This window comes from Pseudomonas sp. B26(2017), from assembly GCF_002113045.1.
Taxonomy (GTDB): Bacteria; Pseudomonadota; Gammaproteobacteria; order Pseudomonadales; family Pseudomonadaceae; genus Aquipseudomonas.
In genome coordinates this window covers 135913-161436 of record NZ_NEJJ01000005.1, presented here as the reverse complement: position 1 = coordinate 161436, position 25524 = coordinate 135913, and the positions used below count along the sequence as shown (strand labels likewise).

The window sequence follows — 25524 nt, the reverse complement described above, 5'->3', positions numbered from 1 at the left end:
CTGTTAACGAAGCGTCATCGTGTGAAATTAAGACCCTGACGAACGCCTGGCAGTTCGCCGTTATACTCGGCCCTCTGTTTGGGAGCCAGCATGAATTTTTTGCCAATCGATGAAGTTTTACCCGCCCTGCGTGAAGCGTTGGCGACACGCCATGAAGCCGTGCTCGAAGCACCGCCCGGCGCAGGTAAAACCACCCGCGTACCTTTGGCCCTGCTCAATGAAGCGTGGTTGAACGGGCAGACCATTCTGATGCTCGAACCGCGTCGGCTGGCCGCCCGCGCAGCGGCGGAACGGCTGGCCAGCGAGCTGGGCGAGAAGGTCGGTGAAACCGTCGGTTATCGCATCCGCCTCGACAGCAAGGTCGGCCCCGACACGCGCATCGAAGTGGTCACCGAAGGCATCCTCACCCGGCGCTTGCAGGACGACCCGGCGCTGGAGGGCGTGGGTCTGCTGATCTTCGACGAATTCCACGAGCGCAGCCTCGACGCCGATCTGGCGCTGGCCCTCAGTCTGAACGGTCGCGAGCTGTTTCGAGCTGAACAGCCGCTGAAGATTCTGCTGATGTCCGCCACCCTCGAGGGAGAACGTCTGGCCGGCTTGCTCGACGACGCGCCGATCCTGCGCAGCGAAGGCCGGATGTTCCCGGTGACGATGCGCTGGGGCCGGCCGTTCCAGCCGGGCGAATACATCGATCAACGCGTTACGCAAACGGTACTCGAAGCCCTGCACGATGAAGCCGGCAGCCTGTTGGTGTTCCTGCCGGGGCAGGCGGAAATCCGGCGTGTTCATCAGCAACTGTCGGACGCCATCGGTGAGCGCAGCGACATCCTGCTCTGTCCGTTGCACGGCGAACTCGACCTGAATGCGCAACGCGCCGCCATCGACCCGGCGCCCGCTGGCCAGCGCAAAGTGGTGCTGGCCACCAACATCGCCGAGACCAGCCTGACCATCAACGGCGTGCGCGTGGTAATCGACGCCGGGCTGGCGCGGGTGCCGCGTTTCGATCCGGGCAGCGGCATGACTCGCCTCGACACTCAACGTATCTCCAAAGCCAGTGCCACCCAGCGCGCGGGCCGGGCCGGGCGTCTGGAGCCGGGCGTGTGTTATCGCCTGTGGTCGCAGGATCAGCACGAACAACTGGCGGCTTATGGCAGTGCGGAAATCCTCTCGGCGGATCTGGCCGGGCTGGCCTTGCAACTCGGACGCTGGGGCGTGGCGCCGAGTGATCTGATCTGGCTCGACGTACCGCCAGCCGCCGCGTATGCACAGGCTCAGGATTTGTTGCAGCGCCTCGGTGCGCTGGACGGTGAAAGTCTCAACCGTCATGGTCAGGCCATGGCTGAATTGCCGGCCCATCCGCGCATCGCCCATTTGCTGTTGCGCGGTCAGGCGCTGGGGCTGGCGGACATGGCGTGCGACGTTGCCGCGTTGCTCGGTGAGCGCGACATTTTGCGCGGCGCCGGAGCGGATCTGCACAGTCGTCTGGCGCTGCTGTCCGGCGCAGAACGTGCGGCGCGCGGTGCCCAAGGCGGCGTGCAGCGCGCCCGGCAACTGGCGCGGCAATATCGTGGCTACCTGCGCGGGCAACCGAGCGAACCGGTCAGCGATCCCGATCATCCACGCTGGCTCGGCGCCTTGCTGGCACTGGCCTACCCGGATCGCGTCGCCCAGCAGCGGCGTGCCGGAGGTGCCGAATATCGTCTGGCCAACGGCCGCGCGGCGTTGTTCGCCGAAGCCGACAGCCTTATGAAGGAGCCGTGGACCGTCATCGCCGACCTCGGCAGCCGCCAAGGTCAACGTGAAGAACGGATTTATCTGGCGGCGGATTTCGATCCGGTGCTGTTCGATTCGGTGCTGGCCGAACAGGTGCACACCGTCGATCAACTGGACTGGGACGAACGCGAAGGCGTGTTGCGCGCCGAGCGTCAGCGCAAGGTTGGCGAACTGATCCTCAGCCGCGAACCACTGACCGGTCTCGACGAAAACGCCCGCAGCCAGGCGCTGGTCAATCTGGTGCGGCGCAAAGGTCTGGAACTGCTGCCGTGGACCCCGGAACTGCGCCAATGGCAGGCGCGAGTCGCGCTGTTGCGCCAGCTCGATCTGGACGCCAGGGGCGACAGTCAATGGCCGGATGTCAGCGACGCGACGCTGCTGAAAACCCTCGAAGACTGGCTGATGCCTTATCTGGGCAAAGTCTCGCGCCTCAGCCATTTCGCCAACCTCGACCTGTCGAGCATCGTGCGTAATCTGCTGCCATGGCCACTGCCGCAGCAGCTCGACGAACAGGCACCGCATCACCTGAGCGTGCCGTCGGGCTCGTCGATTCGCCTCGACTACAGCGAGCAACCACCGATTCTCGCCGTGCGCTTGCAGGAGTTGTTCGGCCTCGCCGACACACCGCGCATTGCTGGCGGCCGGCAAGTGGTCAAGCTGCACCTGCTATCCCCGGCTCGGCGCCCGGTTCAGGTGACGCAGGATCTGGCCAACTTCTGGCGCAGCACCTATGCCGAGGTGAAGAAGGATCTGAAGGGGCGGTATCCAAAACACTATTGGCCGGATGACCCATTGGTGGCCGAAGCCACTGCACGAGCCAAACCGCGCGGTACGTGAGGGTCAGCGACCAGCCTTCGCCGTCAGCTGCTCCCGACAATAATCGGCAAACAACTGCGCCGGTTTGGTCAGTTGTCCGCGCTTGAGCCACGCCGCCACGAGGCCTGAACCGGTGACGTCTTCGACGATGTCGACGCACACGACTTTCTTGCCGTCGTAGGTGCATTCCGAATGTGGGCGGGTGACCAGGATCGAGAAGCCGAAGCCCTGGCCGACCATGCCGCGCACCATTTCGATCGAGGGCGAGCTGAACTCGATGCGTGGCGACAGGCCTAGTTCTTCGAACAGGCTGACGAAGTAGGTGCGGCTCGGTTGTACGTCGAGCAGGATCATCGGTTCCAGGCACAAGTCCCGCAGCGAAACCTGCTTGAGCTGGGCGAAGCGGTGATCTGCCGGGAGCAACGCGTAAGGCCGCTGGGCCGGCATCAAGGGCTCGGTTTCGATGGTGGCGTCGAGGTCGTGCTTGTACAGGATTGCCAGGTCGAAGGTGCCCGAGGTCAGGCCCTGCACCAGTTCCTGTTGTTCGCCGTCGCGGATGCGGATTTTCACCCCCGGATAGAGCGCCGAGAAGCCGGCAATCAGTTGCGGCAAATACAGCGGCGCCACCGTTTCAAAACAGCCGATATCGATCTGCCCGGCCACCACATCGTTGTCGGCGAGGGCGTTCTGTTCGAACTCCTTGGCCATGCGCAGCAGTTCCTGGGCCTTGCGGAAAAAACGCGCGCCGCTCGGTGTCAGAGACACGCCCTGAGCGTGATGGCGGATCAGCAGTTGCACGCCGAAGCTGTCTTCCAGCCCCTTGATTGCCGTGGAAATCGCCGGTTGCGCGATGTACAGCTTGCGCGACGCTTCGGCGACGCTGCCGCATTCGACGGTAGTGATGAAGTATTTCAACTGACGCAGGTTGTAAGCGGCCACGGTGAACCTCAAAGCGAACGGATTTCACATCCAAGCAATTTGTAAGCCGCCGGCCTCCGTTCTGTCAGCGGTTTTTTTTGTCCCTGAACAATAGCCCCATACGCGCGCGAAGGGGCTGTCGGCTGGTTACCTTTTTTATTGTCTGCGAAGACATTTTTACTGGTTTTAGCGCGCGCGGGCCTGAGCGACTATCGATCCCGCACTGTTTACAAAAGAACAAAAGTCCAAGGAGCAACCACCGTGTTCGAGCTTGCAGACTGGCAGCGCAAGGCCGCTGCGTTGAGCTATCCGTACCAGGCCGTGATCGACGGCAAACTGCGTGCGGCGCAATCGGGGCAGACCTTTGCCGCGATCAACCCGGCCACCGGCCAGTTTCTGGCAGACGTCGCCGCGTGCGGTGAAAAGGATGTCGACTCGGCGGTGCAGAATGCGCGACAGGTGTTCGAAGCTGGCACGTGGGCCGGGCGTTCACCGACCGAGCGCAAGCAAGTGCTGCTGCGGCTGGCGGATCTGATTCTGGCCCATCGCGAAGAGCTGGCCCTGCTCGATTCGCTGAACATGGGCAAACCGGTGACGGACGCTTACAACATCGACGTGCCGGGCGCCGCCGGGGTGTTCCGCTGGTACGCCGAAAGCCTCGACAAACTCTACGATCAGGTCGCTCCCAGTGCGTCGAACGTGCTGGCGACCATTACCCGCGAAGCGCTGGGCGTGGTCGCCGCCGTGGTGCCGTGGAATTTCCCGCTGGACATGGCCGCATGGAAACTTGCACCGGCGCTGGCGGCGGGCAACTCGGTGATCCTCAAACCTGCCGAGCAATCGCCGTTCTCCGCCTTGCGTCTGGCCGAGCTGGCGCTGGAAGCCGGGCTACCGGCCGGCGTATTGAACGTGCTGCCGGGTCTCGGCGAACAGGCCGGCAAAGCGTTGGGCCTGCACCCGGATGTGGATTGTCTGGTGTTCACCGGCTCGACTCAGGTCGGCAAATATTTCATGCAGTATTCCGCGCAGTCGAACCTCAAGCAGGTGTGGCTGGAGTGCGGCGGCAAGAGTGCCAACCTGGTGTTTGCCGACTGCAAGGATCTGGATCTGGCGGCGCAGAAAGCCGCGTTCGGGATCTTCTTCAATCAGGGCGAAGTCTGCTCGGCCAACTCGCGATTGCTGGTGGAGCGCTCGATTCACGATGAGTTCGTCGAGCGACTGAAGGCTCAGGCCGAGCGCTGGCAGCCGGGCGATCCGCTGGACCCGGCGAGTGCAGCCGGGGCGATCGTCGATACCCGTCAGACCGAAAGCATTCTGCGCTTCATTCATCAGGCCGAGCGTGAAGGCGCGACCCGCGTCTGCGGCGGGCGGCAGCTGAGTTTCAACGGCTCGGACAACTTCGTTCAGCCGACGATTTTCACCGACGTGCAGCCGCACATGAGCCTGTTTCGCGAAGAAGTGTTCGGCCCGGTGCTGGCGGTGACTGCGTTCGATGACGAGGCCCACGCCTTGCAACTGGCCAACGACAGCGTCTACGGTCTGGCGGCGTCGCTGTGGACTGACGATCTGCACCGCGCCCATCGAGTGGCGCGGCAATTGCGAGCCGGTACGGTGTCGGTCAACAGCGTCGATGCGCTGGACGTGACCGTGCCGTTCGGCGGCGGCAAACAATCCGGTTTCGGCCGCGATCTGTCGCTGCACTCGTTCGACAAATACACCCAGTTGAAAACCACCTGGTTTCAACTGCGCTCATGACAGCCGCTCACAACAAAAAAGGAGATCCGGCGATGACCACCTCACGTGAAACCCGCGACTACCAGGCCGCCGATGCAGCGCACCACATTCATGCGTTCGTCGACCAGAAGGCCCTCAACGACGAAGGCCCACGGGTGATGGTGCGCGGTGATCGCCTGCACCTGTGGGACAACGACGGTCGGCGCTACCTCGACGGCATGTCCGGGCTGTGGTGCACCAACCTCGGTTACGGGCGAAAAGACCTGAACGCGGCGGCGAGCCGGCAGCTGGAGCAGTTGCCGTACTACAACATGTTTTTCCACACCACCCACCCGCAGGTGATCGAGCTCTCCGAGCTGTTGTTCAGCCTGCTGCCGGGGCACTACAGCCACGCGATCTACACCAACTCCGGCTCCGAGGCCAACGAGGTGCTGATCCGTACCGTGCGCCGTTACTGGCAGGTGCTGGGCAAGCCCGAGAAGAAAGTCATGATCGGCCGCTGGAACGGCTACCACGGTTCGACCCTCGCGGCGACGGCCCTCGGCGGCATGAAGTTCATGCACGAAATGGGCGGGATGATTCCCGATATCGCGCACATCGACGAGCCGTACTTCTTCGCTCATGAAGGCAACCTGACGCCGGCGGAATTCGGCCTGCGGGCGGCGCAGCAGCTGGAAGCGAAGATCCTCGAACTGGGCGCCGACAAGGTCGCCGGCTTCATCGCCGAACCGTTCCAGGGCGCGGGCGGGATGATCTTCCCGCCGGAAAGCTACTGGCCGGAAATCCAGCGCATCTGCCGCAAGTACGACGTGCTGTTGTGCGCCGATGAAGTGATCGGCGGCTTCGGTCGTACCGGCGAATGGTTCGCTCACGAATACTTCGGTTTCGAGCCGGACACCCTGTCCATCGCCAAGGGTTTGACCTCCGGCTACATCCCGATGGGTGGCCTGATCCTGTCGAAGAAAATGGCCGACGTGCTGGTGGAGCAGGGCGGCGTGTTCGCCCACGGCCTGACCTATTCCGGGCACCCGGTGGCGGCAGCGGTGGCGATTGCCAACCTCAAGGCCTTGCGCGATGAAGGCGTGGTGACGCGGGTCAAGGATGACATCGGCCCGTACCTGCAACAGTGTCTGCGCGAGGTGTTCGGCAATCATCCGCTGGTAGGTGACATTCAGGGCACGGGCATGGTCGCGGCGCTGCAACTGGCGGAAGACAAGGCCACGCGCAAACGCTTTGCCAATGAAAACGACATCGCCTGGCGCTGCCGCACGATCGGGTTTGAAGAGGGAGTGATCATTCGCTCGACCCTGGGGCGGATGATCATGGCGCCGGCGTTGATTGCCAGCCGTGAAGAGATTGACGAGCTGGTGGGCAAGACCTTGAAAGCGCTGGATCGTACGGCGCAGGAATACGGTCGCCTCTAACCCCCCGGATCGCTCGTTCCGTGTCCTGATCGTTCCCACGCTCTGCGTGGGAATGCCTCAAGGGACGCTCCGCGTTCCAGCTCTCGAATGGGACGCAGAGCGTCCTGGGCTGCATTCCCACGCAGAGCGTGGGAACGATCTCCGCCAGACTTTTTCCCAATCTGCACCCACCTCGGGCACCCCCGCCCGCCGCGCCCTTTCGCGGTGCGCACTACCCAGTTTTTTCATCGTTCGCGTCTAACTATTTCCTCGTTTTCCTGACGCCAAGCCTGGGTCAACATCGATTTCGCCAGCCAGGGCATTGCCCGCCAGAGTCCGACAGAGACCGCAGCGTGCAATCGCGACACCACGGCTGGCCGTACTGCCCATGACAACTAAATCAACAGCGTTGGGAGTGCTCCATGAACAAGTCCTTGTTTACCCGTCTTGCATGTCCTCTGGCGATTTCCGCCCTTTGTGTCACCGCCGCTCAGGCCGGCACCTTGTCGATCGGCCATACCACGTGGGTCGGTTACGGCACTCTGTACCTGGCTCAGGATCTGGGCTACTTCAAGGAAAACGGCCTGACCGTCGAATTGCCGGTGGTCGAAGAGGCATCGATGTACATGGCCGCCCAGGCGTCCGGGCAATTGTCCGGCTCGGCTTCGACCATTGATGAAGTGCTCAAGTACCGTCCGCAGTTCTGCTTCAAGGCCGTGGCGGCGCTGGATGACAGTCATGGCGGCGATGGCGTGCTGGTGGGTAAAAACGTGAAGAGCCTGCAAGAGCTCAAGGGCCAGGCCGTGGCCGTCAACGAAGGGTCGACCTCGCAGTTCTGGCTCTCGTACCTGCTGAAAAAGAACGGCATGAGCATGAGCGACATCACCGTACAGAACATGACCGCCGACGATGCCGCCACCGCGTTCATCGCCGGTCGCGTGCCGGCCGCCGTGACCTGGGAACCGCATCTGTCGATGGTGCGCGACAAGCAGCAGGGCAAGGTGCTGATCGACAGCAGCAGTACGCCGGGGGTGATCGTCGATGTGGTGGCGCTCAACTGCACGGTGATCGAGAAGCAGCCGGAAGACGTCAAGGCGCTGGTCGCCGGTCTCTACAAAGCCGTGCAGTACACCAAGGATCATCCAGAGAAAGCCTACGAAATCATGGCCAAGGGCGTCGGCGGTTACCTGTCCGATCCGAAGGAACTGGCCGCCGCCGCGCAAGGCGTGCGCTTCTACGATCAGGCCATGAGCGAGAAGTTGCTGGGCAAACCGGGCGCGCCGGGTGACAGCGCACCGCTGATCAAACTGGCCAACGAAACCGCCAGCGAATTGCAGGGCAAGCCCTACAACGTCAGCAACGACGATCTGGTGGATAACCGTTTCGTCAGCCCGCTCTAGGAGACTGGTCATGTTCAAGCGCAATTCATGGCTGAGCCGCTGCATCACGCCGAAGACCGGATTGCCGGTGCCGGTGGTGTGGAGCGCCAGCGGTCTGGCCTGGGTGTTGCTGGTCGGCCTGTGGGCCGGGTTGTCCTACGGCGGCATCGTGCCGGGGATGTTCCTGCCCACGCCCGGCGCGGTGGTTGAAGCGGCGGTGCGCCTCAGCCGCGACGGCACTCTTGGCCAGCATGTCTGGGCCAGTGTCGAAGTGGTGATGGTCGGTTTCATCGTGTCGTCGCTGGTGGCGGTGCCGCTGGGCTTGCTGATGGGCAGCTTCCGCATCGTCCAGGCGTTCCTCGAACCGCTGGTCAACTTCATCCGCTACCTGCCGGTGACCTCGTTCGTGCCGCTGTTCATTCTGTGGATCGGCATCGGTCTGGAGCAACGGGTGTCGGTGATCATCTTCGGCGTGTTCTTCCAGCAACTGGTGATGATCGCCGACGTGTCCAAAGGCATCTCAAAGGACTTGATCAACGCCTCCTACACCCTCGGCTCCAACCGGCGTGACGCGGTGCTGCATGTGATCGCCCCGGCGTCGTTACCCGGCGTGCTCGACACCTTGCGGGTGACCATGGGCTGGGCCTGGACCTATCTGGTGGTCGCCGAACTGGTCGCCGCGTCCAGCGGCCTCGGCTACTTGAGTCTCAAGGCCATGCGCGGCTTTCAGGTGGATGTGATTTTTCTCGCCATCGCGATCATCGGCCTGCTCGGCCTGGTCACCGATCAACTGTTTCGCTTCTTGCGTTTGAGGATTACCGCATGGGCTCAGTAACCGCTGCCAACCGTCGTTTCATCGAGCCGGTCGCTGTACCGGCACACGCTGCGCCAAGGTTGCAGGTGGACAAGGTCAGCCTGCGCTACACCAAGCCCGGCGGCGGAACCTTCACCGCGCTTGAAGAAGTGTCGTTCGAAGTGCCGGATCAGCAGTTCGCGGTGCTGGTCGGGCCATCGGGCTGCGGCAAGTCGAGCCTGCTGTACCTCACCGCCGGCCTGGCCGAGCCGACGTCCGGCGAAATCTACGTCGGCGGTCAGCAAGTGCAGGGCCCCGGCGCGGATCGCGGGATGGTGTTCCAGAGCTACACGCTGTTCCCGTGGCTGACCGTGCGGCAGAACGTCGAGTTCGGCCTCAAGCGCCGGGGCATGCCGGCAGCGAAACGCAAGGAGATCGTCGATCACTATGTGCACGAAGTCGGCCTGTCGGGATTTGCCGACAACTACGCCAAGCAGTTGTCCGGCGGCATGATGCAGCGGGTGGCGATTGCCCGGGCCCTGGCCAACGACCCGCAGATCCTGCTGATGGACGAACCCTTCGGCGCCCTCGACAGCCAGACCCGTCTGCAAATGCAGCAACTGTTATTGCGGGTGTGGGGCAACAGCAAGAAGACCGTGCTGTTCGTCACCCACGACATCGACGAAGCGATCCTGCTGGGCGATCGGGTGTATGTGATGGGCGCCAGGCCTGGGCGGATCAAGCAGATTCTCGATGTGCCGATCGAACGTCCGCGCACGCTGGACATGGTGATGGAGCGCTCGTTCATCGACATGAAACGGCAGATCTTCGGGTTGTTGCACGACGATCTCGAAGAGGCTCATTGAGGTCAGTTGGGTGGCAGGAGGAACTTCGCAATCACCGGCAAATGATCGGAAATGCGCAAGGTATCGTCCTGCCGCACCGTGGCTTCGACCCGTTTGATCTTCGGGCTGTAGAACAGGTAATCGACCGTGCGATCCGGACCATTCAGGCCGGGATCGTTGGGGTAGTGGGTCAACCATTTGGCTCGGTCGATGCCGCCGGCTTCGTTGTTGGTCGGGATCATCGGGTATCTGTCCCACAACAGGTGCAGCGCACTGTCCACGGCGTAGGGCGTGCGCTGTTCGACCGGCAGACGCCGGTACTGGCCGAGCGGCAACAGGTTGAAGTCGCCACCGATCAGCCACGGCGTGCCTTGGCTTTCGTGTTTGTCGAGGACCTTGGCCACCGCTGTCACCTGTGCCTGCAAGGTGTCGTCCGGCTGCGTGGCGCGATCCAGATGGGTGTTGAACACCACCAGTTGCCCGCCATCGCTGAGCGGCAGAGTGGTGGCGAGCAAGGCGTCTTTCGGCTTGAACTGACGGCTGATGATGTTCGCCGGCTGCACCGGCAATTGCAGGCGTTCGGCGTGTTCGATGCGGTAGCGGCTGAGGGTGGCGAGTTGCCGGCCGACGCTGCCGAAAATGTGCGGATCCGGGACGAAATCGGCCTTCCAGTCAAAGGCGTGAGCGCTGCACGGGTAGAGGTCGGTCAGGCGCTCCTGCAACAGCTTGAGCTGGTTCTGATAGTCGCTGGCCTTGGCGCCGTCATCGAGTTCCTGCAACAGCACCACGTCGGGCTGTTCGTCGCGGATCACCCGCGCCACTTCATCGAGGCTGAATGCCATGTCTTCCGGGGTCGGGGCTTCGTCATCGCCTTGCGCCAGATCATTCCAGAACACGTAGCGCTTGCCGGCCAGGTATTGCACGTTCCAGGTCATGACCTTCAAAGCCTGGCCGGGAACCAGCGTCGGCGGTTGCCCGGTGCAGCTGACCGGCAGGGTTTCCCGGGCGTCCGGGCGCCAGGTCAGGCTGTAGATCAGCGTGCCGATCAGGGCGGAGGCGAGCAATAGGGGCAACAGGATGTAGCGCAGTAGACGGGTCATGGCTCGGCTTGTAGCGATACGGAAGTGGTCCCGAGCATACCCGAGACCTGCCGCGTCACCCAAGCGCCGAGCGGTCAGACCATTCCGTCACGTTTGTCGGGCAATTCGCTGATCAGCATGAACAGGCGGAACAGCACCACGCTGGTGAACAGTTGCAGGAAGCTGTGGCCACTGTCGATCAGCACTGCGATCAACGGATTCTGCGGATCGGGATAGACCTGCAAAGTCAGGCCCTTGAGCAACCACAGCGGCCCCATCACACACAGGATGCACACCAGAATCCGCAGAAAATGCCCACGGCTCAGACGCAGGCTTTCCTTCATCGCCTGCAACGGACCATAACCGCGCAGCACCAGCAGGTATTCACCGAAAGCCAGAGTGACCATCAGCCACAGCCCCGGCAGGAAATACAGCGACAGTCCGAGCAGGATCAGCAACGTGTTCAGCGCAGTAAGAACGGCAAAGCGCGGCCACAGGCGAGCGGCCATCGCCAGCAAATCGCGGGTTTGCGGGGATTCGCCGCGGGTGCGGGCATCGAGAAACAGGATCAGCGCGGCGGTGTACAACGGATACACCAGCAGGCCGACGATCACGCTGATGGCCGAGTAACCGTCCGGGTCGCTGGCATGGTCGACCACCTGTTGCAGCGCGGCTTCGAAAATCACCAGCGGCAGACACAACTGGACGATCCGGCCCAGATTGCGTTTGAAGAAATACAGGGAGTCGCGCAGCACATCGAAGGCATTCATCAGTCGGTATCGCAGGTCAAAAACAGTGGCTCACTTTAACCGATGATCCGTTTCGCTGCGCAAACGTAAACGTTCGGTAAAGGTTATTGAAACATTCTGTTGCTGCCTCCATTACAGAGGGGCGCCTCCTCCGACGTGGACGAGGGCAACGTTATCCCCGGCAATCTACGAGGTCGCCATGAACAGCGAAGAACAAACCCTGATCGATGGACTGTTTTCCCGGCTGCAGCAGGCCGAAACGGAGGCAGCCCCGCGCGACGCCCAGGCTGAGGCGCGGATCAAGGAACACCTGACGCGCCAGCCGGCCGCAGGTTATTTCATGACCCAGGCGATTCTGGTGCAGGAGGCTGCCCTCAAGAGCCTCGACGAACAAAACAAGCAACTGACTCAACAGGTCAAGCAATTGCAGGCCGAACTGCAATCGGCCAAGGCGCAGAGCGCGCCGCCGGCCTCCAGCGGCGGTGGCTTCCTGTCGAGCATCTTCGGTGGCAGCAGCTCGCGCCCGGCGCCGACCCAGAGCGCCCCGACATCCTCCGGCGGCTGGCGGGAGCCGGCACCGCAGCAGAACTTCGGTGCGCCCGCGCCGCAACAGAACTTCGGCGCGCCACCACCGGGTTATGGCCAGCAGCAAGCAGCCCCGGCGGCCGGCAGCAGCTTTCTCGGCGGCGCCCTGAAAACCGCTGCCGGCGTGGCGGGTGGCGTGATGCTGGCACAAGGTATCAGCAGCCTGTTCCATCACAACCAGCAGCCGCAGGAAATCGTCGAAGTCATCAAGGAAGAGCCGGCTCAGGTCAATGACCAGAGCAGCAATGGCTGGGGCGATGACCAGCGCATGGCCAACAACGACTCCTGGGGTAATGACCAGGGCGGCTTTGCCGACACCGACTACAGCGATGACAACTCATCGTTCTTCGATGACGACGATTCCTTCGTCTGATCCGTCTTCCAGGGCGTGACATTGACCTGTGGGAGCGAGCTTGCTCGCGATGGCGTCCGTTCAGCCGATGTTTTCGGCGACTGAAGCATTGCTATCGCGAGCAAGCTCGCTCCCACAGGGACAAGTCTTCTCACCATTCGTCCGGGGCGCCTGAGCGCCCCGGGCCGATTATTCGCGGAACCTTCCTTCGGGCTGGCATACTGGGCGCCTTTTTCGGGCCTGGTGCCTGATCCGGCTCATGCGCGTCAGCGCTCACAGGAATTCCGGTGAAAAAAATCGCAGTGTTCGCCGATGTGCAGAACCTCTACTACACCGTGCGTCAGGCCTATGGTTGCCACTTCAACTACGCGGCGCTGTGGGCGGATGTCAGCCAGCACGGGCAGATCGTCGAGGCCTACGCCTATGCCATCGACCGGGGCGACAGCAAACAGCAGCAGTTCCAGCAGATCCTGCGCAACCTCGGTTTCACCGTGAAACTCAAACCCTACATCCAGCGCAGCGACGGCTCGGCCAAGGGCGACTGGGACGTGGGCATCACCCTCGACATCATGGACGCCGCCGACCACGTCGACGAAATCGTCCTGGCTTCCGGTGACGGCGATTTCGACATGCTGCTCGAACGCATCATCAACAAACACGGCGTGCAAGCGGTGGCCTACGGCGTTCCCGGCCTGACCGCCAACTCGCTGATCCGCGCCGCCAGCCGTTACGTGCCGATCGAAGGCGCGCTGCTGTTGAAAAACTGAGCCCTGCTCAAGAATTGATCTGGACGGAGTACCACCCGGTTTGGAACGCATTGCAGTCATCGACTTTGAAACCACCGGCATCTCGCCGAGCAGCAGTTGCCGGGCCACGGAAATCGCCGTGGTCATGCTGGAAAACGGCCGCATCGTCGAGCGTTACCAGAGCCTGATGAACGCCGGCGTACGCGTCCCGGCCTTTATCGAACAACTCACCGGCATCAGCAACGCCATGCTGCGCACCGCGCCGTCGGCCGAACAGGTGATGAACGAAGTCAACGAATTCGTCGGCTGCACGCCGCTGTTGGCGCACAACGCCGCGTTCGACCAGAAGTTCTGGGACTTCGAACTGGGCCGGATCAAACGCACCCGCCTGCAGAACTTCGCCTGCTCGCTGCTGCTGGCCCGTCGTCTGATGCCGGCGGCGCCGAACCACAAGCTCGGCACGCTCACCACGTTTGCCCGGTTGCCGCATACCGGTCAGGCGCACAGGGCGATGGCGGATGCGGAGATGGCGGCGAATTTGCTGGCGCATCTGGCGGATGAACTGCGGCACAAGCACGGCGTGCGGGAGCTATCGCACGAACTGCTGTGCAAGTTGCAGAAAGTGCCGGCCGCTAAAGTCGGCGAACACCTCCAGCGCTATCGCTGATTTTCAGGCAAACACATTTCCCTGTTGATCGTTCCCACGCTCCGCGTGGGAATGCAGCCCGGGACGCTCCGCGTCCCTTCCAAAGCCGAACGCAGAGCGTCCGTTGAGGCATTCCCACGCAGAGCGTGGGAACGAGCGGGACGGGAAGGTTACTTTCCGTTGCCCTCGATATGCCCCAGCGGCACCCGCTTCTCTATCGCACTCGACAACACGATCGACGTCTTGCTGAACCCGAATTTCGCCAGCCGGTTGATCAGCTCTTCCAGCTCGGTCATCGAGCCCACGGCGGCCTGCATGATCACGCACGGGTCGCCGGTGACGCGGTGGCATTCGGTCAGTTGCGGGATACTGATCAGCTCCTCGTACACCTTCGGATTGCCGTGCTGGTTCAGGCGCAGTTCGATGACGCACTGGATCGGCAGGCCGAGCCTGGCCATGTCGACTTTGGCCGAGTAGCCGGTGATGACGCCGCTGGCCTCGAGTTTGGCCACGCGCTCGGCGACGGCGGGGGCGGAGAGGTTCACTTTGCGGGCGAGGTCGGCGTAGGACGCGCGACCGTTTTCGAGCAGGGCGCTGAGCAGCATGCGGTCGTATTTGTCCAAGGTCGGACTCCTGAAAATGGCAGACTTTCGAAATCGCGGTTTCGGCCGTCGATATCCGTGTTTTCAAAAGTGTACCGGCGCTATAAACAGGTTTTGTAACTTATTTTTAGCGGTTGGCCTTTCTAGAATAACCAATCCCCTGAATCTGACTTTCGAGTTGCCCATGTCTGCCCTGCGCCGTTTTTCCTTGCCGTTGATCGCTGCGTTTTTTGCGTTGTACGTGATTTGGGGGTCGACCTATCTGGTGATCCGCATCGGTGTCGAATACTGGCCGCCGCTGATGCTCGGCGGCGTGCGCTTCGTGATTGCCGGCACTCTGATGTACGCCTTCCTGCGCTGGCGCGGGGCACCGGCGCCGACCTGGGCGCAGTGGAAAGCGGCGGGGATCATCGGGATTCTGTTGCTGAGTTTCGGTAACGGCGCGGTGACGCTGGCCGAACACAGCGGCGTGGCATCGGGTGTTGCTGCGCTGGCGGTGGCGACGGTGCCGCTGTTCACTTTGCTCTGCGGTTATTTCTGGGGGGCGCGCAACACCCGTCTGGAATGGGCCGGGGTGGCGATGGGGATTATCGGCATCGCGATGCTCAACATGGGCTCCAACCTGCAATCGAGCCCGCTGGGCGCGGCGCTGCTGATTTTTGCCGCGGCGAGCTGGGCGTTCGGCTCGGTGTGGAGCAAACACCTGCCATTGCCCCAGGGCGCGATGGCCAGTGCCGTGGAAATGCTGGTGGGCGGTGCGGTGCTGCTGATCGGCAGCGCGGCCAGTGGCGAACACCTGCAAGCCATGCCGCCGCTGGAAGGCTGGCTGGCGCTGGCGTACCTGATCTTCTTCGGCTCGATCATCGCCTTCAACGCCTACATGTATCTGTTGAAAAACGTTCGCCCGGCGGCGGCCACCAGTTATGCCTATGTGAACCCGGCGGTGGCGGTGTTGCTGGGGATTGTGTTTGTCGGCGAGACCATCGGCATCGAAGAGGCGCTGGCGATGCTGGTGATCATCGGCGCGGTGGTGCTGATCGGTCTGCCGCAGTGGCGCCGCCCACGGCAGCTGCCGGTGGTCAGCGAGTCAGCAGCCCCAGCGACGGCCATTCCGACGGAGCAGCGTGCGAATTAGGGTAAACTGCGCGCCATCGCACACTTGCTCTGATTTATTCCTACGGTACTCCCATGACTTTCGCCAACCTTGGCCTGATCGAACCCTTGCTGCGCTCCCTCGAGAAGCTCGGCTACCAGACCCCGACGCCGGTGCAGGCGCAAGCCATTCCGGCGGTGCTGGCCGGTCGCGACCTGATGGCCGCGGCCCAGACCGGGACCGGCAAGACCGCCGGTTTTGCCTTGCCGCTGCTGCAATTGCTGGCGATGGAAGGGCCGAAAGTCGCTGCCAACTCGGTTCGCGCGCTGATTCTGGTGCCGACCCGCGAACTGGCCGAACAAGTCCACGAAGCCGTGCGCCAGTACGCTGAAAACCTGCCATTGCGCACTTATGCGGTGTACGGCGGCGTCAGCATCAACCCGCAGATGATGAAGCTGCGCGGCGGCGTTGATCTGCTGGTCGCCACTCCGGGCCGTCTGCTCGACCTGTTCCGTCAGAACGCGCTCAAGTTCAACCAGTTGCAGACCCTGGTGCTGGACGAAGCCGACCGCATGCTCGACCTGGGCTTTTCCGAAGAGCTGGCGAACATTTACCGCGCGTTGCCGAAAAAACGTCAGACGCTGCTGTTCTCCGCGACCTTCTCCGATGACATCCGCCTGCTGGCCGGGCAGATGCTCAACGATCCGCTGAGCATCGAAGTCAGCCCGCGCAACGTGGCCGCCAATACCGTCAAGCAGTGGATTGTCACGGTGGACAAGAAGCGCAAGCCGGAACTGTTCGTGCACCTGATGCGCAAGAACAAGTGGAAGCAGGTGCTGGTGTTCGCCAAGACTCGCAACGGTGTGGATGCGTTGGTCGAAAAACTTCAAGGTCTGGGCGTTAACGCCGACGGCATCCACGGCGACAAGCCGCAGGCGACCCGGCAGCGGGCGCTGGACCGTTTCAAAATGAGCGAAGTGCAGATTCTGGTGGCCACCGACGTGGCGGCCCGTGGTCTGGATATCGAAGACCTGCCATTGGTGGTCAACTTCGATCTGCCGATCGTTGCCGAGGATTACATTCACCGTATCGGCCGCACTGGCCGCGCGGGTTCGACTGGTCAGGCGATCTCGCTGGTGTGTGCCGATGAAGTGAACATGTTGTCGGCGATCGAGATGCTGACCCGCAGTACGTTGAAGCGTGAGGTCGAGCCAGATTTCGTGCCCGAGCACCGTGTGCCGGACACCGATGCCAGTGGCCAGGTGATCAAGAAGCCGAAAAAACCGAAGAAGCCGAAAGCTTCCGGTGGCGGCGGTGGCAAGCGCAATCTGGGCAAGTGGGTGGACAGCGGCGAGACTCAGGCGCCGGAGCCTTCGATCAAGCCTGTGCGCAAGGTGCCGGTGTTCAACACCGGGCCGCGCAAGCGTAAGCCTTAAGCGTCAGATCGGATCGTTCCCGCGCCATGCGGGAACGATCAGTTACGCTGTTTCAACCAGTCCAGCATTCCAGCTCCGGCCGCCCGGCCACTGGCAAAACACGCCGTCAGCAGATACCCCCCAGTCGGCGCTTCCCAATCCAGCATTTCCCCCGCACAAAACACCCCCGGCAACGCCTTGAGCATCAAGCGCTCATCCATCGCCTCGAATGTCACGCCACCAGCACTGCTGATCGCCTCGTCCAGCGGTCGGGTTTTCACCAGCATCAGCGGCAACGCCTTGATCGCCCTGGCCAACAGCGCCGGATCGGCAAACGTCGCAGCATCAGTGAGCTCCCGCAACAACGCCGCTTTCACCCCATCAATTCCGACCTGACTGTGCAGATGCTTGGCCATCGAGCGCGAACCCCGCGGTTTGCTCAACGCCGCCTGCAATTTATCCACAGGCCGGCCGGGCAGCAGGTCGATGTGAACAGTCGCTGCTCCGTGCACATTGATCGCTTCACGAATCGGTGCCGACAGCGCATAGATCAGACTGCCTTCGATGCCGGTCGCGGTAATCACGCATTCGCCAAGGCGAGGAACATCATCGTTCAAACCGATGGCGATATTTTTCAGCGGTGCGCCGGCGAATTTGCTGACCATCAATTCGCTCCAGGCCTGCACCTCGAAGCCACAATTGCTTGGCTGCAATGGCGCCAGGCCTACGCCGCGTTGCTCCAGCGCCAGCATCCACGCGCCGTCGGAGCCCAGTCGCGACCAACTTCCGCCGCCGAGAGCGAGCAGGGTGGCGTCGGGGGTGAGGTTTTTCACGCCTTCCGGGCTGTCGATGCGCAACGCGCCGTTTTCATCCCAGCCGAGCCAGCGGTGGCGGGTGTGGATAACCACGCCGCTGTCGCGCAGGCGCTTGAGCCAGGCGCGCAACAATGGCGCGGCTTTCATGTCGGTGGGGAACACCCGGCCGGAGCTGCCGATAAAGGTTTCGATGCCCAGTTCGTGAATCCACCGGCACAGCGCATCGGCGTCGAACGCGCGCAGCAGCGGGGCGATGTTCGGGGCGCGTTCGGCGTAGCGCGAGAGGAAGGCCGGCCAGGCTTCGGAATGGGTGATGTTCATGCCGCCGACCCCGGCCAGCAGGAACTTGCGGCCTACCGAGGGCATGCCGTCGTACAGGTCGACGCGGACTCCGGCCTGGCTCAGCACTTCGGCGGCCATCAGGCCGGCGGGACCACCGCCGATGATGGCGACGTGAGCGGGATAGGTGGCGTGAATCTGGGTCATGGCGTGCGCTGCGGTCTGACGAAATATGGCGCGCATTCTAACAGCGCAGAAACCGGGTGGGAGCGAGCTTGCTCGCGAAAGCGGTGAGTCATTCAGTTAAATGTTGAATGTACTGACGCCATCGCGAGCAAGCTCGCTCCCACAGGGATTTGTGATGATCGAAAGGCCTGATCAAAAAACAACCAGCGCGCTGCAGGCCATGTTCAGCTTGGGCTGTAGTCCCTTTCGCTCAGGTTATCCACAGGCCGTTCCACAGCCATTGTGGGTAACGCAGCACAACTCAATGACAACCCGATGACTGCCAGACGCGCTGCGCACTGTGATGCAGGATGCCATGGCGGCGCGCCAGGGCGTGGCGATCCTTGCTGTAACCGCCGCCGATCACTCCGACCACCGGGATGTCGCGGCCCAGGCAATGGCGCATCACGCTTTCATCGCGGGCGGCAACGCCTTCGTCGGTCAGTTGCAGGTAACCGAGGGCGTCGTCCTTGTGCACGTCGACGCCGGCGTCATACAGCACCAGATCCGGTTGATACAGCGGCAGCAGGTAGTTGAGCGCATCGTCGACCACTTTCAGGTAATCGGCGTCGCCCATGCCGTTGGGCAGCGGAATGTCCCAGTCGCTTTCGGCCTTGCGTGCAGGAAAGTTCTTTTCGCAATGCAGGGAAACGGTGATCGCTTCCGGGGTGTCGTGCAGAATCCGCGCAGTGCCGTCGCCCTGATGCACGTCGCAGTCGAAGATCAGCACCCGGTTCACCCGGCCGCTTTGCAGCAGGTAGTGGCTGATGATCGCCAGGTCATTGAAGATGCAGAAGCCGGCGGGGTAGTCGTAATGGGCGTGATGGGTGCCGCCGGCCAGGTGACAGGCCAGACCATGTTCCAGCGCTTTCTCAGCCGCCAGAATCGAACCGCCGACGGCCCGCACCGTGCGTCGGGCCAGGGCTTCGTTCCATGGCAGGCCGAGGCGCCGCTGGTCCTCGCGAGACAACTCGCCGCTCATGTAGCGTTCGATATAACTGCGGTCATGGGCCAGGGCGAGAATGTCGGCCGGGCACAGTTCAGGGCGCAGCAGGTCTTCATCGCGGGTGAGGCCGCTGGCCACCAGGTGATCGCGCAGCAGGCGGAACTTGTCCATGGGGAAGCGGTGATCCGCCGGAAATTCCGGGCTGTAGTCTTCGTGGTAGATCAGCGGCAACGGCATGGTGGACTATTCATAGAGGCTGCAGGAAAGAGTGCAAAGCCTAACAGCGATGTAGACTGGCGGCATCAAGCGGAGGGGCAGGATGGAACCGATACTGGAGCTGGAAAGCGCAAGGCTGCTGATGCGCCAATGGCAGGACGAGGATTTGCCGGCGTTTGCGGCGATGTGCGCCGACCCGCAGGTGATGCGCTACTTCCCCGCGCCCTTGAGCCGGCTGGAAAGCGCCGCGCTGATCGGTCGGGTGCGCGGGCATTTTGCCGAGCACGGTTATGGCCTGTGGGCGCTGCAGCGCAAGGACAGCGGCGAGTTCATCGGTTTTACCGGGCTCGGCGTGGTCGGCTTCGATGCGCCGTTCACCCCGGCGGTGGAAATCGGCTGGCGCCTGGCCAAGGAACACTGGGGCCTGGGTTATGCCAGCGAAGCGGCGTGGACCGCTCTGCGTTGCGGCTTTGACCGGGTGGCGCTGAATGAAGTGGTGTCGTTCACCAGCGAGACCAATCTGCCGTCGCAGAAAGTCATGCAGGCGATCGGCATGCACCACGCCCCGCAGGATGATTTCGACCACCCGCGTCTCGCGGAAGGTCACCCGTTACGGCGGCATGTGTTGTACCGCATCACGAGGGAGCAGTGGCTGGAAACCTTGCATGGATAAGCAGGCGCGGACGTTTACAATGGCCGGCACCCTGAGGGGCCGGGCCAGAACCTGAATCCCCCGCCGCAGCCAAGACTGCGCGGCATTGCTTTGTGTGAGGAGAGTCTGAATGAGCCAAGTGTTGGAAGATCTGGTGGATCTGCTGACCCTCGAACCGATCGAGGAAAATCTGTTCCGTGGTCGCAGCCAGGATCTGGGCTTTCGCCAGTTGTTCGGCGGCCAGGTGCTCGGCCAGTCGCTGTCGGCGGCCAGTCAGACCGTTGAAGAAGCGCGTCATGTGCATTCGATGCACGGTTATTTCCTGCGTCCGGGCGATGCCAAGTTGCCGGTGGTCTACTCGGTTGACCGCGTGCGTGACGGCGGCAGTTTCAGCACCCGCCGGGTGACCGCGATCCAGAAGGGCCACCCGATTTTTACCTGCAGCGCTTCGTTTCAGTACGACGAAGAAGGCTTTGAACACCAGAGCCAGATGCCGCAAGTGGTCGGCCCGGAAAACCTGCCATCGGAGCTGGAACTGACCCAGCAACGCGCGCACCTGATCCCGGAGCACATGCGCGAAAAGCTGCTGTGCCCGAAACCGATCGAAGTGCGCCCGGTCACCGAAAAAGATCCGTACAACCCGCAACCGGCGGATCCGATCAAATACGTGTGGTTCCGTGCCGACGGCGCATTGGCCGACATCCCGGCGCTGCACAAATATTTGCTGGCTTATGCCTCGGACTTCGGTCTGCTGACCACCTCGATGTTGCCCCACGGCAAATCGGTCTGGCAGAAAGACATGCAGGTCGCCAGCCTCGACCACGCGCTGTGGTTCCACAATGATCTGCGTGCCGATGACTGGTTGCTCTACGCCATGGACAGCCCGTGGGCCGGCAACTCTCGCGGGTTCTCCCGTGGCAGCGTGTTCAACCGCGCCGGGCAACTGGTGGCTTCGGTGACCCAGGAAGGCCTGATCCGTCATCGCAAGGACTGGGCATGAATCTGGCGGATGTGCGGCACTGGGTGTTCGACATGGACGGCACCCTGACCGTCGCCGTGCACGACTTCGCGGCGATCCGCGTGGCGCTTTCGATCCCGCCGGAGGACGACATCCTCACCCACCTCGCGGCGCTGCCCGCCGAGGAAGCGGCGGCGAAACACGCTTGGCTGCTGGAGCATGAGCGCGATCTGGCGCTCGGCTCGACCCCGGCAGACGGTGCGGTGGAACTGGTGCGCGACCTGCACGCGCGCGGTTATCGTCTCGGCGTCCTGACCCGCAATGCGCGGGAGCTGGCCCATGTGACGCTGGAGGCCATCGGCCTGGCCGACTGCTTCGCGGTGGAGGATGTGCTCGGCCGCGATGAAGCACAGCCAAAACCGCATCCCGAGGGCCTGCTGAAACTGGCCGATGCCTGGCAAGTGTCGGCGAGCGAGATGGTGATGGTCGGTGATTACCGGTTTGATCTTGATTGCGGCCGGGCGGCGGGCACCCACACGGTGCTGGTGAACCTGCCGGACAATCCGTGGCCGGAGTTGACGGACTGGCATGCGAAGGATTGTGTCGAGTTGCGGCGGATGTTGTTCGCTTGACTCATGGATTGTCGGAGCGGGTCCCATCGCTGGCTTGCCGGCGATGGGGCCAGATCAAGCCACACCAGACTTATTGTTCGAATAGGGCTTTCTGGCCTTCCGGCGAGGTCAGCATGCCGTTGCCGTCATGCCCGACGCCGGGCACTTCGATCAGGCGCTGATTGACCCCTTCAGGGTGACGACGCAGCAAGTAACCGAAAAACAGCTTGCCGCGCTCCAGTCGATAAGCGCCCTGGGCTTTGGCGGCGCAGCTTTTGTCCAGCGCCGGGTGTTGCGGGTCGGTGTCCTGCTGGCCCAGCAGATAAATCACCTCGCGTTTGACGTAACGGCCTTCAAGCTGCGCGGGCGTTTGCCCACCCGAATAGATCGGCGGATCCATCAGACCGTACTTCCAGCGGTTGAAACCCGGACACTTCGCATGATCGAAGGCCACCGGGCGCTGCTCATTGAAGTAGGCGTACGACGACGGGTTGGCGACCACGTAGCGCAAGCGAATGCCTTCGGTCTTCAGCGCCGGTTGTTCCTGAGCCAGCAGTGCATAACGCTGCACCACCTGCGCGCCACCGGAATGACCGAAGATCACGATCTGCTTCACGTCCGGAAACTGCTTGCGATCGCTCAGCCGCCCGACGATTTCGTCCAGTGCAGCGTAGGAGCTCAGCGGTTTCGGCCCTGTGGATAATCCGCCGCCCATCCAGTCGTTGCCTTGCCAGCGCAGCACGCTGGCGGGTAACGAGTAGAGCGACACATCGCTTTCGTTGAGAAACTGCGGGGCGATTACCAGGGTGTTGGCGGTTTGCCCGGCCAGTTCCGCCGCGATTTCACCGCTTTTGCGATAGGTCTCGGCGTTGCGCAGACGGCCATGAATGACGATCAGCACGCGCTCGATTTTGGCCGGCGCCGGGCCGATGCCCACCGCCATTTCGCCGGCCTGCAATTGCAGGCGCCCGGGACTGATTGCGTCGACGCCGGCCGCTTGGGCGGTGCCGCCGATGAACAGTAAAGCCAACAGCCATTTATGCATTTACAGGTTTTTCGCCGCAAAGGTATCGCACTGGCCGACCTGGCCCTGGGCGAATCCGGTTTTGAACCAGCGCACCCTTTGCGCCGACGTACCGTGAGTAAACGAGTCCGGCACCACACGGCCCTGACCCTGTTGTTGCAGGCGATCATCACCGATGGCGTTCGCCGCGTTCAAGGCCTCTTCGATGTCGCCCGGTTCCAGCCAGTTCAAACGCTTTTGAGCGTTGTAGGCCCAGACTCCGGCCAGGCAATCGGCCTGCAATTCCTGACGGACCAGCAGACCGCCGTCACCTTCCATCTGCCGACCTTGCTGGCGGGCTGTCTGAATTTTTGCCGAGACGCCGAGAAGCGTCTGCACATGGTGTCCGACTTCGTGAGCGATCACGTAGGCCTGGGCGAAGTCGCCGGCGGCCTTGAAGCGCTGGGCCATTTCCTGGAAGAACGTCATGTCCAGATAGACCTTCTGGTCCGCCGGGCAATAGAACGGGCCAGTGGCCGAGGTCGCCAGACCACAGGCGGAATTGACCCGGTTGCTGAACAGCACCAGAGTCGGGTCCTTATATTGCCGGCCAGCCTGCTGGAAGATCGCGCCCCAGGTGTCCTCGGTGTCACCGAGGATCGAGCGCACGAATTCGGCCTGTTCATCGTTGGCCGGCGGTGCCTGACGGGTTTGCGAAGTGGGGGCCGATTGTTCGGTCATCTGCCCGGTGAGCTGGCCGAGGATCTGCAGCGGGTCTTGCCCGGTGATCCAGCCGATACCGACGATCAGCAGAATCGCCCCGAGGCTCAGCCCCTTGCCACCGCCGAAGCGCATGCCGCCGCCACCGCCCATGTCATCGCCACGGGCATCGACGACGTTGTCACTGCGTCGGCCTTTTTTCCATAGCATGTGGGAATCCTCTGTCTGATCGTGGTGATGAGTGTTGCTGGTGTGTGAGTGTGGCGCCAGTCCGGTCGTCCGTCTATTCGCACACACGCACAAAGGCCCGGCCTCGGGGTGACGAGGTCGGGCCTGTTATTGACGAGCGCGGGCGCCGGGAATTCAATTCGCCGGCGGTTTTCTTTCGCCGGGTCAGGTGCCCGCCATGTGCCGGGCTGCGACGTAACCGAAAGTCAGGGCCGGGCCGAGGTTGATCCCGCCCGCCGGGTAGTGCCCGCCCATGATGCTGGCCATGTCGCCACCCGCCGCGTAAAGCCCCGCGATAGGCAGGTCATTGGCGTCGAGCACTTGCGCGTGCGGATTGACCTTGAGCCCGGCGAAGGTGCCGAAGCAGCCCGGCTGCACCTTCACCGCGTAGAACGGGCCTTGTTCGATAGGCGCCACGCACGGGTTGGGTTTTTGCGCCGGGTCGCCCTGTTTGCGGTTGTACGGGGTCGAACCGCGACCGAACAGCGGATCTTCGCCGTGACGGGCATGGTGGTTGTAGTCATGGAGAGTGGCGCGTAATCCATCCGGATCGATGCCGCAAGCAGTGGCCAATTCGTCAAGGGTATTTCCGGTTTTCAGATAGCCGCTGCGGATAAAGCCTGACACCGGAACCGGAAACGGCCGAGACATGCCGAGCCCGTAGCGACGCTGGAAGGCGCGGGTGCAGATCAGCCAGGACGCAACCTCTTCACCTTCGGGGGCGGCGGCGACCATGGCGCTGACATAGTCGTAATAGCCGTTGGCTTCGTTGACGAAGCGCTGGCCGTTGCGCAGTACGCCGATGATCCCCGGTTTGCCGCGTTCGATGATGTGTGGGAAATGGCCGATGCTGCCGTCGGAATGCGGCACTTGCGAGACGGGCGCCCAGGCCACTGGTGAGGCCACATCGGTGTTGACCCGGCCTCCGGCGATTTCACCCAGTCGCAGGCCATCGCCATTGACGGCCAGCGGAGGCAACGCCCAATGTTCATGGCCGGTGGGCGTGCGGGGAAACAGCGCTTTGCGCCGCTCGACGTCATTGGCAAATCCGCCCGCGGCGAGCACCACGGCTTTGCGGGTATGGACATTGACCGGGCCTTTCGCGGTGTTCACACGAGCGCCGGTGATGCGTGATTCGTCGCGCAGCAGTTCGGTTACCGGCGCCGATTCCCACAGCAGTACGCCGAGGTCTTCGGCGGATTTCGCCAGCCGCGCCACCAGCGCCACGCCGTTGACCAGTTGCATCGCCCGGCCGTGCAGCACCAGGTCCAGCAGATGGCGGGTGAAGCGTCGGGTCACGTGCCAGGCCGCCGACAACGAGCGAGTCAGATTGAGAAACGCCGACAGGTCCGCACCCGCCATGATCGGCATGCCCATGAACGATGTTTCGCGCATCGTTGTACGAAGACGCTTGAGCAGGCGTCCGGCCTTTCGTCCGTCATAGGGTGCCGCAATTACCGAACGTCCACCGGTACCGGCACCCGGAGTTTCGCCGTGGATGTCGGCGATGGCGTTGCCGTCGGCGAATTGCAGCGCGGTGTGCTGTTCGAAGAACGCGACCATGCGTGGGCCGGCTTCAAGGAAGGCGTCGATCATGGCCGGGTCGTAGTGCTCGCCGAGTTCGTGGCGTAGGTAAGTGCGCGGCAATTCCACGTCTTCCACGATCCCGGCGCGCCGGGCCAGCGGATTGCACGGCACCCACGCCCAGCCGCCAGACCATGCGGTGGCGCCGCCGAACACCGGATCCTTTTCCACCACGATGACCTTCAAGCCATGCCAGGCGGCGGTCACGGCAGCTGACAAACCGGCGGCGCCGGAGCCAACCACCAGAACGTCGCAGTCGATATCGGGAAGGGCAGGCATCAGGAAAGGCTCCAGTAATCAATTATTTTTAGAATCGGGTTCCAGAAAATAACCAGCGCGGGCGAAGCAGATCAACCGAC

At 62.7% G+C, this 25524-nt stretch carries 23 protein-coding genes; 14 read left to right on the top strand and 9 right to left on the bottom strand.

Annotated elements, in window-relative coordinates; translation table 11 throughout:
• The first annotated feature begins 90 nt into the window (after nucleotides 1–90).
• Nucleotides 91–2610, top strand: coding sequence for an ATP-dependent helicase HrpB (gene hrpB / locus CAF79_RS09470; protein WP_085697590.1), 2520 nt, complete (start codon nucleotides 91–93; stop codon nucleotides 2608–2610).
• Nucleotides 2611–2613: 3 nt separating this feature from the next.
• On the opposite strand, the gene CAF79_RS09465 is transcribed toward hrpB, so the two are convergent.
• On the bottom strand, nucleotides 2614–3528 hold the full coding sequence (locus CAF79_RS09465) for a LysR family transcriptional regulator (protein ID WP_085697589.1): 915 nt from the start codon (nucleotides 3526–3528) through the stop codon (nucleotides 2614–2616).
• A gap of 240 nt (nucleotides 3529–3768) precedes the next feature.
• Between CAF79_RS09465 and CAF79_RS09460 the strand changes: the two genes are divergently transcribed.
• From CAF79_RS09460 to CAF79_RS09435, 5 genes are all read left to right on the top strand, one after another.
• On the top strand, nucleotides 3769–5262 hold the full coding sequence (locus CAF79_RS09460; RefSeq protein ID WP_085697588.1) for an aldehyde dehydrogenase: 1494 nt from the start codon (nucleotides 3769–3771) through the stop codon (nucleotides 5260–5262).
• A 32-nt stretch (nucleotides 5263–5294) separates the two neighbouring features.
• Entirely contained in the window at nucleotides 5295–6665 is a 1371-nt protein-coding gene (locus tag CAF79_RS09455) for an aspartate aminotransferase family protein (RefSeq protein ID WP_085655018.1), read from the top strand.
• Nucleotides 6666–7066: 401 nt separating this feature from the next.
• Nucleotides 7067–8044, top strand: coding sequence for an ABC transporter substrate-binding protein (locus tag CAF79_RS09445; RefSeq protein WP_085697586.1), 978 nt, complete (start codon nucleotides 7067–7069; stop codon nucleotides 8042–8044).
• Between the two features lie 10 nt (nucleotides 8045–8054).
• A complete protein-coding gene (locus tag CAF79_RS09440; protein WP_085697585.1) occupies nucleotides 8055–8858 on the top strand; it encodes an ABC transporter permease in 804 nt (267 codons plus the stop codon).
• Nucleotides 8846–9682, top strand: coding sequence for an ABC transporter ATP-binding protein (locus CAF79_RS09435; RefSeq protein WP_085697584.1), 837 nt, complete (start codon nucleotides 8846–8848; stop codon nucleotides 9680–9682). The genes CAF79_RS09440 and CAF79_RS09435 overlap by 13 nt, the downstream gene beginning before the upstream one ends.
• A 2-nt stretch (nucleotides 9683–9684) precedes the next feature.
• Here CAF79_RS09435 and CAF79_RS09430 read toward each other — a convergent pair whose 3' ends face one another.
• Nucleotides 9685–10761 carry an endonuclease/exonuclease/phosphatase family protein gene (locus tag CAF79_RS09430; protein WP_085697583.1) on the bottom strand — a complete coding sequence of 359 codons (1077 nt, stop codon included), beginning with the start codon at nucleotides 10759–10761 and terminating at the stop codon, nucleotides 9685–9687.
• A 74-nt stretch (nucleotides 10762–10835) separates the two neighbouring features.
• Nucleotides 10836–11510, bottom strand: coding sequence for a YciC family protein (locus CAF79_RS09425; RefSeq protein ID WP_085697582.1), 675 nt, complete (start codon nucleotides 11508–11510; stop codon nucleotides 10836–10838).
• Nucleotides 11511–11688: 178 nt separating this feature from the next.
• On the opposite strand from CAF79_RS09425, the gene CAF79_RS09420 reads away from it, so the two are divergent.
• The 3 genes from CAF79_RS09420 (at nucleotide 11689) to CAF79_RS09410 (ending at nucleotide 13839) form a co-directional block, all read left to right on the top strand.
• Nucleotides 11689–12447 (top strand): DUF2076 domain-containing protein, encoded by a 759-nt coding sequence (locus tag CAF79_RS09420; RefSeq protein WP_085697581.1) that lies wholly within the window; start codon nucleotides 11689–11691, stop codon nucleotides 12445–12447.
• 266 nt (nucleotides 12448–12713) lie between these two features.
• Complete coding sequence (locus CAF79_RS09415) at nucleotides 12714–13193, top strand: NYN domain-containing protein (protein WP_007958730.1); 480 nt, start codon at nucleotides 12714–12716, stop codon at nucleotides 13191–13193.
• A 40-nt stretch (nucleotides 13194–13233) separates the two neighbouring features.
• The gene (locus CAF79_RS09410) at nucleotides 13234–13839 is read left to right on the top strand and encodes a PolC-type DNA polymerase III (protein WP_085697580.1); all 606 of its coding nucleotides are present in this window, start codon (nucleotides 13234–13236) and stop codon (nucleotides 13837–13839) included.
• Nucleotides 13840–13988: 149 nt separating this feature from the next.
• Here the strand turns inward: CAF79_RS09410 and CAF79_RS09405 are convergent, their stop codons facing one another.
• A complete protein-coding gene (locus tag CAF79_RS09405; protein WP_085697579.1) occupies nucleotides 13989–14441 on the bottom strand; it encodes an Lrp/AsnC family transcriptional regulator in 453 nt (150 codons plus the stop codon).
• 163 nt (nucleotides 14442–14604) lie between these two features.
• Here CAF79_RS09405 and yedA point away from each other — a divergent pair, with 163 nt between their 5' ends.
• Together yedA and CAF79_RS09395 are read left to right on the top strand one after the other, a co-directional pair.
• On the top strand, nucleotides 14605–15555 hold the full coding sequence (gene yedA, locus CAF79_RS09400; RefSeq protein WP_085697578.1) for a drug/metabolite exporter YedA: 951 nt from the start codon (nucleotides 14605–14607) through the stop codon (nucleotides 15553–15555).
• 53 nt (nucleotides 15556–15608) lie between these two features.
• Nucleotides 15609–16949, top strand: coding sequence for a DEAD/DEAH box helicase (locus CAF79_RS09395; RefSeq protein WP_085697577.1), 1341 nt, complete (start codon nucleotides 15609–15611; stop codon nucleotides 16947–16949).
• A 38-nt stretch (nucleotides 16950–16987) separates the two neighbouring features.
• On the opposite strand, the gene CAF79_RS09390 is transcribed toward CAF79_RS09395, so the two are convergent.
• Both CAF79_RS09390 and CAF79_RS09385 read right to left on the bottom strand, forming a co-directional pair.
• Nucleotides 16988–18229 (bottom strand): TIGR03862 family flavoprotein, encoded by a 1242-nt coding sequence (locus CAF79_RS09390; protein WP_085697576.1) that lies wholly within the window; start codon nucleotides 18227–18229, stop codon nucleotides 16988–16990.
• Between the two features lie 280 nt (nucleotides 18230–18509).
• On the bottom strand, nucleotides 18510–19430 hold the full coding sequence (locus CAF79_RS09385; RefSeq protein WP_085697575.1) for a histone deacetylase: 921 nt from the start codon (nucleotides 19428–19430) through the stop codon (nucleotides 18510–18512).
• Between the two features lie 82 nt (nucleotides 19431–19512).
• Here CAF79_RS09385 and CAF79_RS09380 point away from each other — a divergent pair, with 82 nt between their 5' ends.
• The 3 genes from CAF79_RS09380 to CAF79_RS09370 all read left to right on the top strand — a co-directional run bounded on the left by CAF79_RS09380 (nucleotide 19513) and on the right by CAF79_RS09370 (nucleotide 21651).
• Nucleotides 19513–20082 carry a GNAT family N-acetyltransferase gene (locus tag CAF79_RS09380; RefSeq protein WP_085697574.1) on the top strand — a complete coding sequence of 190 codons (570 nt, stop codon included), beginning with the start codon at nucleotides 19513–19515 and terminating at the stop codon, nucleotides 20080–20082.
• Nucleotides 20083–20191: 109 nt separating this feature from the next.
• The gene (gene tesB, locus CAF79_RS09375; protein ID WP_039771793.1) at nucleotides 20192–21061 is read left to right on the top strand and encodes an acyl-CoA thioesterase II; all 870 of its coding nucleotides are present in this window, start codon (nucleotides 20192–20194) and stop codon (nucleotides 21059–21061) included.
• The gene (locus CAF79_RS09370; protein ID WP_085697573.1) at nucleotides 21058–21651 is read left to right on the top strand and encodes an HAD family hydrolase; all 594 of its coding nucleotides are present in this window, start codon (nucleotides 21058–21060) and stop codon (nucleotides 21649–21651) included. The genes tesB and CAF79_RS09370 overlap by 4 nt, the downstream gene beginning before the upstream one ends.
• A 70-nt stretch (nucleotides 21652–21721) precedes the next feature.
• On the opposite strand, the gene CAF79_RS09365 is transcribed toward CAF79_RS09370, so the two are convergent.
• The 3 genes from CAF79_RS09365 to CAF79_RS09355 form a co-directional block, all read right to left on the bottom strand.
• A complete protein-coding gene (locus tag CAF79_RS09365; protein WP_085697572.1) occupies nucleotides 21722–22675 on the bottom strand; it encodes a hypothetical protein in 954 nt (317 codons plus the stop codon).
• Entirely contained in the window at nucleotides 22676–23563 is an 888-nt protein-coding gene (locus tag CAF79_RS09360; RefSeq protein ID WP_085697571.1) for a neutral zinc metallopeptidase, read from the bottom strand.
• Nucleotides 23564–23746: 183 nt separating this feature from the next.
• Nucleotides 23747–25444, bottom strand: a complete 1698-nt coding sequence (locus CAF79_RS09355) for an FAD-dependent oxidoreductase (protein WP_085697570.1) — start codon at nucleotides 25442–25444, stop codon at nucleotides 23747–23749.
• Nucleotides 25445–25524 lie beyond the last annotated feature (80 nt).